We start from the raw sequence: 12,968 nt of genomic DNA, 5'->3' as shown, positions 1-12,968 counted from the left end.
TCGACATCCGGCCTGTGTCGTACTTACTACTGGCTACTCCGCGATCCCCAGTACGTCAATGACGTAGACGAGGGTTTGGTCGCCTGGAGATGCGATGAGGACCTGCGACCCCACAGTTTGACCGACCATAGCCTCTCGGACCTGTGCGGTAAGCAGGCTTTGACCAGTGTCCTGTCCCTCGAGCGGAACGATCACCGGAATACCGTTGTTACCGACCCAGGTCGAGTTCAGGAGCGTTTCGGCTCCCCACTCCATCGCCGAGAAGTGGAGGACGACGGCGTCGTCCGCCTCGACCTCGGCGCCGGATCCGCGTTTGAGCACGTCAGTACGGAACTCAGTCGGAGCCGGGCCATCGGGGAACGTGAATCCGGGCTGACCCGACGGGGCCAGCGCGATGGCGGGCATTCCACTCTGAGCCAGCTGATCTGCGCCATTGGCGCGGCCGAGGTAGGCCGACTGGATGTCCGTCACAACAACAAGCGTCTGCTCCGGGTCGAGCTGGTAGTCCTCTTCGGCTGCCGTTGAACTCAAAATGTCCGCTGCCGAACCGGTCGTCACGATACGCGAGCCGACCGACCCGCACTGCAGCGAATCCGTGAAGGGGAACAGGAAGTCCTTAGTCGGGAAGAGAATGGGGACACCAACCAGCGGGCCTCCGCTGATGAGCGCCTCGCCCGACTCACCGATGTAGATGCTCACGGTACCGACGACGGAGCCACCAGCGGGAACCGGATCCCCGTCGCCCTCGATGAGAGTTGATACCCCCGTGGTTTCCGCCACGAGAGGGGTCGGGAACTCCACTTCTGGGTTGGCTCCGAATTCCCCCGTCGCCGTGACGAGCTTGGACGCCTCATCCGGTGTGCACGCCGCGTCGGCGGAAGGGGTGGAACATGCCGTGAGGGAGACCAGGAGGGCTCCCGCCACAGCAACGCCGGCAATCGTGCGCACAGACACTCTTCTCCTCTGGGGGATGGAAATCGCAACCACTCTACTGCCCGTCCGCGCTCTGCTCTTCGCTTGCCGAGCGCGCGGCAGCGCGAGCGTCACGAACTGCGCGCCGAAGTCCCTTTTCGCTCAGGGGGCGCTCCCCCACCGCTCCTGGCGTCCAGATCTCGACATCCTCGTCGCTGAAGTCCGTCTTGGATGCTCGACGTTTGAGGGCGGGCAGAACGGCGCCGGGAGCGAGCAGACGTGCTGTGAGCAAAAAACCGGTGTGGGCGACCATCCTGTGATCCGGTCGCACGGCGAGCCCCTCCACATGCCAACCTCGGATGAGCGTTTCACTCGAGACGGGATTAGTGAAGCGACCCGTTTCGCGAATCGCTTCGGCAACGCGCGAGAGCTGTGTGACGGTGGCGATGTAACACAGCAGAACCCCGCCGGGTGCCAGCGCCGTCGCGACTGCGTCGAGGCACTCCCACGGCGCGAGCATGTCGAGGATGATGCGGTCGATGGAACCCGCCTCGGTGTGCTCTGGCAGGGCATCCTGCAGGTCGCCCACGTGAATGGACCAGTTACTCGGTGCTTCTCCGATGAACGTCTCGACGTTTGCGTGCGCGACCTCGGCGAACTCCTCACGTCGTTCGAACGATTGGAGAGTACCGTCTGCTCCAATCGCACGAAGCAGCCACAGGGAGAGAGCGCCCGAGCCAACCCCCGCCTCCACAACACGAGCACCGGGGAAGATGTCAGCCTGGGCGAGGATCTGTGCGGCATCCTTCGGGTAGATGATTGCCGCGCCTCGGGGCATCGACAGCACAAAATCACTCAACAGGGGGCGCAGCGCAAGATACTCGGTACCGTCGCTCGACTCGATGACCGAGCCGTCCTCGCGGCCAATGATGAGGCTGTGCGGAAGGACACCACGATGGCTGTGGAACTCGCCGCCCTCCGCGAGCGAGATCGTGTTCATCCGCCCCTTCGGACCGGTTAGTTGTACACGATCACCCGCGCGGAACGGACCGCTGCGCGGGCGCGGCGTCATGAGGACACCGCCGGAACGAGGGCAGCGAGATCTGCGAGAGTGCGGCCGTCGAGTGTCGGCCACAGGTGTGTTGCCGACGACGACGTCAGGTCGAGGATGAAGGGGATCCCGATCGTCACCATGCCCGCCTCGGCCGCCGATGCGACGCCGGGAGGGGAATCCTCCAACGCAACCGAGAGAGCCGGATCGACACCGAGGATGCGGGCGGCGTGTAGGTAGGGCTCCGGATGCGGCTTCGAGTGGGTGACATCGTTGCCGGAGACCACCGCGTCGAAACCCTCGAAGCCGAGATGCTCGACGACAAAATGCGCCATGCGGGAGATAGACATGGTCACCAGGGCGGTGGGTACGCCCGCCTCCCGAAGTTCGAGCAGTAGCTCGCGTGCGCCCGGCCGCCACGGGATCCCCTTGGTGGCGAGCTGCTCGAGCACACGATCGGTGAGGGCGTCGATGATCTCGTCCTCCGTGAGCGCGACGCCCTTGGCCTGGATGATGCGTGCCGAATGCCACAAGCCGGCGCCAACGAGTTGCAGTGCCTCCTCGTGAGTCCACGACCCGCCGAACGACTCGATGAGGTCCGTTTCGGCCGAAACCCAGTACGGCTCAGTGTCGACGAGGGTGCCATCCATGTCCCAGAAGACAGCGGCGGGAGAGGTGGGAGTCACAACCGACCATCGTAGTTCTATCCTTGAGAGATGCCCGCTCAGTCCAGTTTCGCGTCGGGAAGGCTCCTCGTGGTGGCCTTCGAAGGCTGGAACGACGCCGGTGAGGCGGCCAGCAACGCCGTCCGCACCCTCAAAGACGCGCTCGACCTGTACCCGATTGCGGAGGTCGACCCGGAGGACTACTTCGACTACCAGTTCAACCGGCCGTCGATCGCAAGCGATGAGGACGGTAACAGGGTTCTCGTGTGGCCGGGCGTCACAATTTACGGCCCGACCCGACCGCACGCGGGTCGCGGTCAATCGCTCGCCGCCGACGCCGAACTCGAGGTGAGCGGTTCCAACGGTTCCAACGTCTTCCTGATGCTCGGAACGGAGCCGTCGCGTGGCTGGAAGTCGTTCACCCAGGAGGTGCTCGAGGTGGTCGAGGACAACGACATCCGGGGCATCATCTTCCTCGGTGCCATGCTCGCCGACGTTCCCCACACTCGGCCCATCTCGGTTTTCACGAGTAGCGAGAACGCCGCCGTTCGATCGGAACTCGGGATGGAGCGCAGCACGTACGAGGGGCCGGTCGGCATCCTGTCCGTGCTTGCTGACGCTGCGGAGCGCGCAGGCATCCCGACGATGTCCATTTGGGCCTCGGTTCCGCATTACGTACACAACGCCCCCTCCCCCAAAGCCACTCTTGCCATCGTCGACAAGCTCGAAGAGATCGTCGACGTGGTAATCCCCCGCGGTGATCTCGTCACCGAGGCCGCCGCGTGGGAGAGCGGGATCGACGCGCTCGCGGGCGACGACGACGACATGGCGTCCTACATCGAGCAGCTCGAGCGTGCCAGGGACACCGTCGACTCGCCAGAGGCGAGCGGTGAAGCTATCGCCAAGGAGTTCGAGCAGTACCTCCGGCGCGGGGATCGGCCCGACGGTGGCGCCGCGGGCGAGGAGCCCTGGCGCAAGGAATAGGCCTAGAGGGGGTCCAACACCCCGATGCCGAGGAGCACGAGCAGTGTGCCGCCGAGCAGGATCCGGTAGATCACAAACGGCAGGAACGAGTGCTTCGAGATGTACTGCATGAGGAACGCGATCACCGCGTAACCCACCCCGAACGCCACAACCGTGGCGAGAGCAGTCTCGGCGTACCCGTACGCGCCCTCCGGCTCGCCGAAGCTGTGGACGAGTTCGTAGAGGCCACTGCCGAAGACGGCGGGCACCGCGAGAAGGAATCCGAAACGTGCTGCCGCGGGACGGGTGTACCCCAGGAGGCGGCCGGCCGTCATGGTCGAACCCGAACGCGATACCCCGGGGATGAGAGCGAGCATTTGGGCGATGCCAATGAGAATGCCATCCCGGTAACTCATCTGGTCTAATTCGCGCACGCGCTTGGAGAGCAGGTCGGCAAGCCCAAGGATGATGCCGAACACGATGAGAACGATCGCGACGAGCCACAACGACCGGAACGTCGAGCGGATGTAGTCCTGAGCGAAGTAGCCGAGGATGACGATCGGGACGGTGCCGATGATGATGAGCCAGCCGAGGCGCACGTCGGGATCTTTTCGATCGATGGGAACCGAGTGTGCCCCCTTCGATCGTCCGAACTGCTGGAACCATTTGGTCAGGATGCGAGCGATGTCCTTGCGGAAGTAGATCACTACGGCCAGTTCGGTTCCGAGTTGGGTGATCGCAGTGAAGGTCGCGCCCGGATCGGTAGCCGACGGCAGGAACTCGCCCGCAATGCGAAGGTGGGCGCTCGAGGAGATCGGGAGGAATTCGGTCAGGCCCTGGATGAGCCCGAGGATGATGGCCTCGATAAAGCCCACTCGCGATCCCCCTCTAGTACGTCAAGAGCAGGTCAGTCAGAACCCGCCTGCCAAAGACTAGTGCGTCGAGCGGCACGCGCTCGTCCACGCCGTGGAAGAGCGCAGGAAAGTCGAGATCCGGGGGCAGCCTCAAGGGAGCGAAGCCGTAGCCCTTGATGCCGAGCAGCGAAAGAGCCTTGTTGTCGGTTCCCCCTGACAACAGGTATGGCAACACGGGTGCGCCAGGGTCGTGAGCCTCCAAGGTGCCCACCATCGTGTCCACGAGTGATCCGGCGAACGGGTTCTCCAGGCCGACGTCCCGGTGCATCACAACGATCTCGATGTCGTCGTCGAGGAGCTCACGAATCTCGGCGAGCACGGCATCCTCGTCCCCCGCCAGCGTTCGAATATCGATAAGGGCTTCTGCGGTGTCGGGAATGACGTTGTGCTTGTACCCGGCTTTCAGAAGTGTGGGATTGCTTGTGGTGCGCAGTGTCGCCTGAAGGAAGCCCGCGGCCGTGCCCGTCGATAGAACAAGTTCGTCTGGGCCGACCTTCACCGGGTCGGCCTGCATGATGCGGGCAAGCTCGGCAAGGAGATGCTCGGTCGTGTCGGTGAGGCGAATGGGCCATTCCCGCGAGCCCAGGGTCACGACAGCTTTGGCGAGCTTCGTAACGGCGTTCTCCCGCACGACCCTGCTCCCGTGCGCCGCAGGGCCGCGTGCGACGAGTTTGAGCCACACGAGTGCCTTCTCGCCGGTTTGGAGGAGATACGAGCGCCTGCCACCCAGGTGCACCGAGTAGCCGCCCACTTCGCTGATGGCCTCTGTCGCCCCAGCGAAGAGGTCCGGACGGTTGTCGACCGCGTAGTGCGATCCGAAGACGCCGCCGTTCTCCTCGTCGGCGAAGAACGCGATGACGAGCTCCCTCGCGGGGAGCCGGCCGGACCCGAGGATGTCTTGGAGCGCGGTGACGATCATCGCGTTCATGTTCTTCATGTCCACTGCACCTCGGCCCCACAACATGCCGTCCTTGATGACCCCGCCAAACGGGTCGACGCTCCAGTTCACGGGATCAGCAGGTACGACATCCGTGTGGCCGTGAACGATGAGCGCGGGCTTGGTGGCGTCTGCGCCGGGAACTCGCGCAAAAACACTCGTTCGACCGGTCGCCGCGTCGACGTACTCCGTCGTGAGCCCCAGATTCTCGAGAAGTGCCCCGAGGTATTCGGCGGCATCGGTCTCGCCGTTCGATCTGCCCTCGCCGTAATTGGTCGTGTCGAACTGGATGAGTTCCCGCGCGATGGTCGCTGTGGCGTCGAGCTCATCGGGCTGCGTCATCCGACCACGCTATCAGCGTGCTATTGTCTTACCTCGGTAGTTCTGATCTGAACTGCTTGCGCGCGGATGGCGGAAATGGCAGACGCGCTAGCTTGAGGTGCTAGTGCCCGTATAGGGCGTGGGGGTTCAAGTCCCCCTTCGCGCACAAACGACTGAAGGCGTCACCGTAAGGTGGCGCCTTCAGTTGTTTTCTCGTCAAGGTGCGCGCGAACTCTTCGTGGGCCCACACCGCGCAGTCCAGACCAACCGTAGGTTGGGCTGGCGGCTCGGTGGGGAGTCAAGTCCCCCTTCGCGCACAAATGACTGAAGGCGTCACCGTAAGGTGGCGCCTTCAGTTGTTTTCGCGTCAAGGTGCGCGCGAACTCTTCGTGGGCCCACACCGCGCAGTCCGTCGCGGCGCAGCGTGGCGCGGCGTGGCGCGGCGCGGCTCAGGACTCCTTGCCGGCCTTGCTGTAGTCGGGTTCGCCGTACGCTGCGGTCACGAGGATCGGAATGTGATCGGAGGATCCGCGCGCGAGCGTCTCGACACTCTCGATGGTGAAGCCTTGCGAGGTCACAAAATCGAAGTGCCCCCGGAAGAACTTGTAGGCCGTGTACGTCCGGCGGTCGCTGAGCGAGAGGTCGTATCCCGTCTTGGCTACCCGCTCCCCCAGGCCGTCCTTGAACAGTGGGTAGTTGTAGTCGCCGACCATGAGGATCGGTGTACCCGACCCGAGCTCCTGAAGCAGTTCGTGCGCCGCCTTGATCTGCTCCCTGCGCAGAGAGTTCAGGGCGGTCAGCGGTGCGGCGTGGAATGACGCAACAACCAGTTGCTGACCCGTCTCACGGTCGACGAGTCGAGAACCGACCAGTCGCTCCGGTGTTGGTGAGAACACGAGATCGTGGAGGGATTTCTTGAGCTCGTAGGAGCGGCTCTCCACGTGGTCGTAACGGTCTTTGCGGTAGTACACCGCGAGTCCCAGTCGGTTGTTTTTTGTCGACCCCGCGAGGGTCAGCGGCCCGATTTCGCCCGGAAGTTCCGACGAGAATGCCTCCTGCAAGCACAGCGCATCGAGATCGGCCGTCTCGGAGAGGGCGGCGAGTTCGCCGATGGCCCGGTGTTTGCGAAGGTTGTAGCTGATGACACGGATCACGGGTGGTTGAGCCTCTCCTTGTGGGGCACCACGCTAGGTGTCCCCCGAACGATTATGGGCCGTGACGATGAACTTCACTGACCGCAGAACTACGCCCAAAGCGATCACCCCCAGCCCGAGGACGACGGAGAGCAGCGGCAGTGTCGCGCACAGCGCCAGGCATCCCACCCCACCGACTACAGCGAGGACTCGGGGAAACAGACGTTGGGCCCGGGGCTGTGTGAGCGCGGCAAGGTTGGCTACGAGGTAGTACACGAGAACGCCGAAGGAAGAGAATCCGATAGCTCCGCGAAGGTCGGTGGTGCCCACCAGCGCGAGGATCGCGATACCGATGACAATTTCGGCCCGGTGCGGAACTGACCATCGCGGATGCACGGCAGCAAGCCATCGCGGCAGCTCACCGTATCTCGCCATGGCGAGCACGGTGCGTCCGATACCCGCCACCAGTGCGAGCAGTGCTCCCAGCGCGGCAGCAGATGCTCCAATGCGCACGACAGGCTCCGCCGGGGCCCAACCGACGGCGGCGACGGTGTCGCTCAGCGGTTCAGCGCTGCTTGCCAGCCCATCCGGGCCGAGAGTGCCGAGCGTGACTACAGCTACCGCCGTGTAGATCACGAGTGCGATCCCGAGCGCGAAGACGATGGCGCGGGGAATCACACGCTCGGGATGGCGGACTTCTTCTCCGAGGGTGGCAATCCGCGCGTACCCCGCGAACGCGAAAAACAGCAGTCCCGCTGACTGGAGGATGCCGTACGGCCCATCCGACAGAAGATCCAGAGGTGCAGAGAACGCGGGCAGGCCGCTCGCGACCCCCGAGGAGACGACAACGGCGAGTGTGGCGAGAACGACGATGAGGATGACGCGTGATGCGAGAGCGGTTCTCGTGATCCCCACGAGATTGACGGCCGTCACGGCGATCACCGCCAGCAGGGCGACGGGTCGTTCCCAGCCGGCGGGCGCCGCATACGACGCGAAAACGAGCGCCATGGCCGCGCAACTCGCGGTCTTTCCGACCACAAAGGACCAGCCCGCGATGAAACCCCACCAGGGCCCGAGCCGTTCGCGGCCGTAGATGAAGACGCCGCCCGACGTCGGATGCGCGACGGCCAGTTGAGCTGTCGATGTGGCATTGCCGATCGCGACGATGGCGGCGATGACGAGACCCACGAGGAGCCCGGATCCTGCCGCTTGCGCGGCCGGAGTGAATGCGGCGAAAACCCCGGCTCCCAGCATGGAGCCGAGGCCGATGACCGTGGCATCCGTCGTTCCCAACCGGCGCGCGAGTGCAGGCTGATCGGACATGGTTTGCACCCTAGCCGGTGGCTCGTTCGATGTCGGTTCATCGAGGTGAACGCCACGTGAACGCCGCTGCGGAGTAGCGTTGGTACCGACGACAGGAGGCTCCATGTCCATGGCAGACCGGCAGGACCGCGACCGCAACGGCGACGACGCACCACAGGAGAACCCCTTCGAGGATGCAGACCTCGACGTGTCGGAGTTCGGGGAGAACCCCGACACCGAGACGACAGGCTAGAGGTACCGCACTCCCGCCGCGATCCGCGTTCGGATGTCGAAGATTTCCGTGCCGCCGATCGTTCGTGTGCCGGGCAGACCTGTTCGAAGGAGATGCGCGACCGTCGACTGACGTGTGGCGACGGCCTGGGCCCCACGAATCGTGCCGAGGGCGACAATCGGCTCGTCGATGGTGTCATCCGGCACCACGATGACGAGAGCGCTGAACCGCACCTTCCACGCTCGGGTGAGTGCCTTGGCGCCGGACGCGAGGTCGTGCACTGGCCGCTCCCCCGCGACCCCGTCGCCGATGAGTTCACCGCGTCGAACGCGGACCGGCCCGCCGAAATCTTCGGACATCATGGCCCACAACCCTGTCGGGCCGAGCACGACATGATCGACCTTGCCGCCCGGTGTCCCTGTCGCGACGTCGTGCCACATCGTGAACCCGATGCCGAGTGTGCTGAGCGATCGCGCCGTGTGCTCTTCGGCGAGAGCGTCAGCGAGGGCCCTACGGATGGGTTGCGGGGCATCCCGAACCAGGCGAGCATCGTACGGGTCGTCGAGTTCTACGCCCCGACCCGCCCATTCCCGAATCTGCTCGAGGTATCGCTCGCGCCGCCAACCGCCGGGGTGACCGTAAGATCGTGCTCGAGGTCGCGAGTCCGCTCGAGGGGTCGCAGGTCGGGCTGCGAAGCTGCTGTTACCGGACGCCTGCGACCGACCGGCGTCATAGGCCGCGCGTGCCTCCACGGTACCCACTCGCTGCCATGCCAACTGCACCGCAGCGAACCGTTGCGGGTCTCCCCCGGTGTCGGGGTGAGTCTCTCGGAGTGCCCTCCGAAAAGCGCGCTTGAGTTCCTCCGGTGTGGCGGATGCCGAAACCCCGAGAACCTCGTACGGGCTCACGTCGAGAGGGCTTTCGGGCATCGGCTCAGAATAGCGCGCCCCGCTTGGGTAATCCTCAGCGGTCGGACGTAGATTGGTGACGTGACCACGATCAACGACATCCCGCTCGCGACCATCGACGGCGAATCCACGACCCTCGCCGAGTACACCGACAAGGTTGTCCTCGTCGTCAACGTCGCCTCGCGGTGTGGACTTGCGCCCCAGTACGCGCAGTTGGAAGAACTGCAGAAGACCTACGGGGACAAGGGCTTCACCGTGCTCGGCTTCCCCAGCAATCAGTTCCTCCAGGAGCTCGGAACCGAGGATGCGATCAAGGAGTACTGCTCGACGACGTGGGGTGTCACCTTCCCCATGTTCGAACGGGTGCGGGTGAACGGAAAGAAGGCGCATCCGCTCTACCAGGAGCTCACCCAGGTTCCGGATGAGTCCGGCAAGGCCGGCAGGGTGAAGTGGAACTTCGAGAAGTTTGTGATCACACCGGCTGGCGACATCCATCGTTTCCGACCCGATGTTGTTCCCACCGATCCGAAGATCGTTTCGGTGATCGAGGATGCCCTGCCATGAGCCGCGAGTTCCACCACGAGCCCGACGCTCAGCGGTACACCCTCGTAGTCGACGGGCAACTCGCCGCCGTCGCCGACTACCGCGTGAGCGGGGACACAATCTCGTTCCACCACACGTACACCCAGCCTCACCTCCGAGGTAAGGGTCTTGCCGGCGAGGTCGTGCAGTTCGCCGTCGACGACGTGGAGAAGAACTCCACGCGTCGCATCGTGCCGATGTGCTGGTACGTCGCAGACTGGTTCGAGGCGCACCCCGACCGTGCCGCACTTCTCACACGGTGATGCGGCTCCTGCTCATTCGGCACGGCCAGACACCGAGCAACGTCGAAGGCCTGCTCGACACGGCTGCCCCCGGCCCAGGGCTCACTGAGCTCGGACATCGGCAGGCCGCCCAGATTCCGGATGCCCTGCGCGCCGAGTCGATCGATGGCATCTGGGTTTCCACCCTGCGGCGTACTCATCTCACGGCCGCGCCACTGGCCGCGAGCCTGGCTCTCTCGCCCGTGCAACTCGACGGCCTTCACGAGATCGCTGCCGGTGAACTCGAGCTGCGTCGGGATCATGAGGCCGTGCGCATCTATCTCGAGACCGTTTTTGCGTGGGGACTCGGAGATCGCACGCCGCGTATGCCGGGTGGCGAGGACGGACACGAGTTCTTCCGTCGCTTCGACTCGTCCATTCGAGAGGTTGCCTCGTCCGGGGCGCAGACGGCCGCGGTCGTGAGCCACGGTGCAGCCATCCGCGTGTGGGTTGCCGGTAGCGCCACGAACGTAGCGCCTTCGTACGCCGGCGAGCATGACATCCAGAACACGGGCATTATCGAGCTCGAGGGCGACCTGGATTCCGGCTGGCGCCTTCTCGCCTGGCAGGGAACGCCGATCGGCGGCTCAGATCTCGTGGATGCCGACGCCAACGACCCCACGGGTGAGACCCTCGACGACGCGCTCGACGAGACCTGAGACCCGTCGCTCGATTACTCCGACTGGAACCAGGGCGGGTAGACCGCGATGCGCGGGGTGAGCCCGCTGCCCGACAGCATCGAGCGCAGCCGTTCCTTTGTCGGTTCATTCGCGACGCCGATGGTCGGGATGCTCGACAGCGGCACCTCGCCATCCACGAGCACCTCGACTCGGGCCCGGAGGTCCTCGTCCGCTAGGGCGCGCGCTACGGCGCGGCGAACATCCTCCGTCTCGCTCATAAAGCGTGTGAGGGTGCCTGCAGCGTTGCCGTCGGTGACGGTGACGGGACCGAGCGCGCCGATTGTCGTCACGAGAAACACGAAGTCCGACGGTGTGGACCGTTGCGCCTGCGCCGACCAGCCGGGACCGAGGGCGCCCGCGCGAAGTTCGAGCCACGAAGCCGAATCGGGCGTGAGACTGAACGACACGTAGGACGCGACGGGTCGGCCATGGGTCACTTCCGCAGTTGTCCTGAGCTCGGTACCCAGCTCGGAATAGAGCGTCGGCGCGTCAGCCGTTATCGCACCGCGTTCGAGAAGTGAAGGCAGCGTGGAGACGTGCGCAACGTAATACACGCGCTCCTCGGTGATGGGCTTGAACGAGCGCGTAGCGGCGGCGCGTGACGGACGAACGTCGGTCGTGTTGCGCGTTCGCGTCGCAATCCGCGCGGGTGCTGGCTTGTCCGCCTTCTTCTGCGGGAAGCACACGTCGCACTGTTCACCCTCGAGCCCGTGGATGCATTCGGTCACTCTGGTGCCACATTCTGGTTGAGCCGGAAAAGGTTGGTCGGGTCCCACTCTCGCTTCACGGCGCGGAGGCGCTCGAGGGTTGCGGGAGGGTAGATCTCGTCGAGAACCTGAGGTCCGGTGCGCGAGATGAACGTACTGAAGGTGCCAACACGCGGGCCCGGCAGTTCAGTCCACGCATCGATGACACGCTGGCGTGCCGTCTCATCGGCATCGATGGGAAGGAACACGGCGCCGAAGAGAAGTGTTTCGCTCGTGCGATAGGCCACGGCCGTGGCATCCCCGGCAACACGGGCAAAACCTCCACCCAGGCTGCGAAGAGAGAAGACCGACGCCTCGAAGCGTTCGATCGTCTCGGTCAGCGAGTCGATGAGTTCGTCGGTGAGGTCGGGGGTGAACGAGGCGTTGTCGATGAAGGTCATCGGTGGGCCAGCGGGCGCGGGCGGTTCGTGGAGCAGGTCGGCGTACGCACTCGGCTGCATGATGTGCTGCAGCGCTCCGGGGAGCGCGGCCAGTGGTGCAACCGCAGCAGTTGCCTCCTCAACGTCGGTGCCCGCCCAGCAGGAGACGATCATGGCGGATGCCGGCATGTCGGGTCCGAACGACGGCATCGTCATCACGGTGCTGCTGAGCTGATCCGGGGCGGTGCGCATGACGTCACGCCAGCCCTTGATCGCGGATGCCAACTGAGAGCGGTCGAGCACCACGGTGCTCGAGACGACGCCAGCCAGGCGCCGTGCTCGGAACGTGAAAGCCGTCACGACACCGAAGTTTCCGCCGCCGCCGCGGAGGCCCCAGAAGAGCTCCGGGTTCACCGCAGAGCTCGCCGTGACGATCTCACCCGTAGCGGTGACAACCTCCGCTTCGACGAGGGAATCGATCGTGAGGCCATCGAGACGGACGAGCCACCCCACACCGCCGCCGAGGGCGAGGCCACCGACCCCGACCGATGAGGTGTCGCCGGAGGTCAACGCGAGACCGTGGTTGCCGAGGGTTGCTGCGACGGCTCCCCAGCGCGCGCCAGGCCCGACACGTACGAGGTCATCGTCGAGAACATCGACGCCGTCGAGGTGTGCCAGATCGATGAGGAGGAAGGGGCCCGACGGGACAAAATTGCCTCCGCTGTGCCCTCCGCTGCGGATCGCGGGAAGCAGGGAATGGTCGGCCGCGTACCGAACGGCGAGGGCGACGTCGGCGGGTGTTTGAGGTGCGACGACGGCAAGGGGTGTTCCCTTGCCTGCGAGGGAGGCCGTTGCCTCCGAGAATTCGGGCGATTCCGGGGTGAGGACGCGCCCCCTGAACTGGGTCGGAAAATCGGTGATGCTCACGCTCCCATCCTTGCACCCGCCTCCGATACGGTGG

General features: G+C 64.8%; 15 protein-coding genes and 1 tRNA gene. 6 read left to right on the top strand and 10 right to left on the bottom strand.

The features are described from left to right. Positions 1-33: 33 nt before the first annotated feature. From LH407_RS00745 to LH407_RS00735, 3 genes are read right to left on the bottom strand one after another with little or no spacing between them, the layout of a single operon-like run. Positions 34-954 (bottom strand): FKBP-type peptidyl-prolyl cis-trans isomerase, encoded by a 921-nt coding sequence (locus LH407_RS00745; protein ID WP_322133200.1) that lies wholly within the window; start codon positions 952-954, stop codon positions 34-36. 34 nt (positions 955-988) lie between these two features. Further along, positions 989-1,984 (bottom strand): tRNA (adenine-N1)-methyltransferase, encoded by a 996-nt coding sequence (locus tag LH407_RS00740; protein WP_322133201.1) that lies wholly within the window; start codon positions 1,982-1,984, stop codon positions 989-991. Beyond that, a complete protein-coding gene (locus tag LH407_RS00735) occupies positions 1,981-2,649 on the bottom strand; it encodes an HAD family hydrolase (RefSeq protein ID WP_322133202.1) in 669 nt (222 codons plus the stop codon). Before LH407_RS00735 ends, LH407_RS00740 begins: the two co-directional genes overlap by 4 nt. 30 nt (positions 2,650-2,679) lie before the next feature. Here LH407_RS00735 and LH407_RS00730 point away from each other — a divergent pair, with 30 nt between their 5' ends. Beyond that, on the top strand, positions 2,680-3,612 hold the full coding sequence (locus LH407_RS00730; protein ID WP_322133203.1) for a proteasome assembly chaperone family protein: 933 nt from the start codon (positions 2,680-2,682) through the stop codon (positions 3,610-3,612). Between the two features lie 2 nt (positions 3,613-3,614). On the opposite strand, the gene LH407_RS00725 is transcribed toward LH407_RS00730, so the two are convergent. Continuing rightward, positions 3,615-4,466 (bottom strand): undecaprenyl-diphosphate phosphatase, encoded by an 852-nt coding sequence (locus LH407_RS00725; RefSeq protein WP_322133204.1) that lies wholly within the window; start codon positions 4,464-4,466, stop codon positions 3,615-3,617. A 13-nt stretch (positions 4,467-4,479) separates the two neighbouring features. Continuing rightward, on the bottom strand, positions 4,480-5,784 hold the full coding sequence (locus tag LH407_RS00720; protein WP_322133205.1) for a M20/M25/M40 family metallo-hydrolase: 1,305 nt from the start codon (positions 5,782-5,784) through the stop codon (positions 4,480-4,482). Between the two features lie 60 nt (positions 5,785-5,844). Between LH407_RS00720 and LH407_RS00715 the strand changes: the two genes are divergently transcribed. Continuing rightward, a tRNA-Leu gene (locus LH407_RS00715) sits at positions 5,845-5,929 on the top strand. 283 nt (positions 5,930-6,212) lie between these two features. Here the strand turns inward: LH407_RS00715 and LH407_RS00710 are convergent. Beyond that, the gene (locus LH407_RS00710) at positions 6,213-6,914 is read right to left on the bottom strand and encodes an endonuclease/exonuclease/phosphatase family protein (protein WP_322134920.1); all 702 of its coding nucleotides are present in this window, start codon (positions 6,912-6,914) and stop codon (positions 6,213-6,215) included. 36 nt (positions 6,915-6,950) lie between these two features. After that, positions 6,951-8,219 carry an APC family permease gene (locus tag LH407_RS00705; protein WP_322133206.1) on the bottom strand — a complete coding sequence of 423 codons (1,269 nt, stop codon included), beginning with the start codon at positions 8,217-8,219 and terminating at the stop codon, positions 6,951-6,953. Positions 8,220-8,328: 109 nt separating this feature from the next. Between LH407_RS00705 and LH407_RS00700 the strand changes: the two genes are divergently transcribed. Next, positions 8,329-8,451: a hypothetical protein gene (locus LH407_RS00700; protein ID WP_322133207.1), complete on the top strand. Its 123-nt coding sequence runs from the start codon at positions 8,329-8,331 to the stop codon at positions 8,449-8,451. Here LH407_RS00700 and LH407_RS00695 read toward each other — a convergent pair. Next, on the bottom strand, positions 8,448-9,359 hold the full coding sequence (locus LH407_RS00695) for a J domain-containing protein (protein ID WP_322133208.1): 912 nt from the start codon (positions 9,357-9,359) through the stop codon (positions 8,448-8,450). The two genes, LH407_RS00700 and LH407_RS00695, sit on opposite strands and share 4 nt — an antisense overlap. A gap of 60 nt (positions 9,360-9,419) precedes the next feature. On the opposite strand from LH407_RS00695, the gene LH407_RS00690 reads away from it, so the two are divergent. The 3 genes from LH407_RS00690 to LH407_RS00680 are packed head-to-tail and all read left to right on the top strand — an operon-like array spanning position 9,420 to position 10,860. Next, positions 9,420-9,902: a glutathione peroxidase gene (locus LH407_RS00690; protein ID WP_322133209.1), complete on the top strand. Its 483-nt coding sequence runs from the start codon at positions 9,420-9,422 to the stop codon at positions 9,900-9,902. Beyond that, positions 9,899-10,183 (top strand): GNAT family N-acetyltransferase, encoded by a 285-nt coding sequence (locus tag LH407_RS00685; RefSeq protein WP_322133210.1) that lies wholly within the window; start codon positions 9,899-9,901, stop codon positions 10,181-10,183. Before LH407_RS00690 ends, LH407_RS00685 begins: the two co-directional genes overlap by 4 nt. Beyond that, complete coding sequence (locus tag LH407_RS00680; RefSeq protein ID WP_322134921.1) at positions 10,183-10,860, top strand: histidine phosphatase family protein; 678 nt, start codon at positions 10,183-10,185, stop codon at positions 10,858-10,860. The genes LH407_RS00685 and LH407_RS00680 overlap by 1 nt, the downstream gene beginning before the upstream one ends. Positions 10,861-10,874: 14 nt before the next feature. On the opposite strand, the gene LH407_RS00675 is transcribed toward LH407_RS00680, so the two are convergent. Next, positions 10,875-11,609 carry a DarT ssDNA thymidine ADP-ribosyltransferase family protein gene (locus LH407_RS00675; RefSeq protein WP_322133211.1) on the bottom strand — a complete coding sequence of 245 codons (735 nt, stop codon included), beginning with the start codon at positions 11,607-11,609 and terminating at the stop codon, positions 10,875-10,877. Then, positions 11,606-12,934, bottom strand: a complete 1,329-nt coding sequence (locus LH407_RS00670) for an FAD-binding oxidoreductase (RefSeq protein ID WP_322133212.1) — start codon at positions 12,932-12,934, stop codon at positions 11,606-11,608. The genes LH407_RS00675 and LH407_RS00670 overlap by 4 nt, the downstream gene beginning before the upstream one ends. Positions 12,935-12,968 lie beyond the last annotated feature (34 nt).

Origin of the sequence: Antiquaquibacter oligotrophicus, assembly GCF_020535405.1 — a bacterium.
GTDB classification, from domain to species: domain Bacteria; phylum Actinomycetota; class Actinomycetes; order Actinomycetales; family Microbacteriaceae; genus Rhodoglobus; species Rhodoglobus oligotrophicus.
The sequence above is the reverse complement of the archived record's forward strand: the minus strand, read 5'-3'. Positions and strand labels throughout refer to the sequence as shown.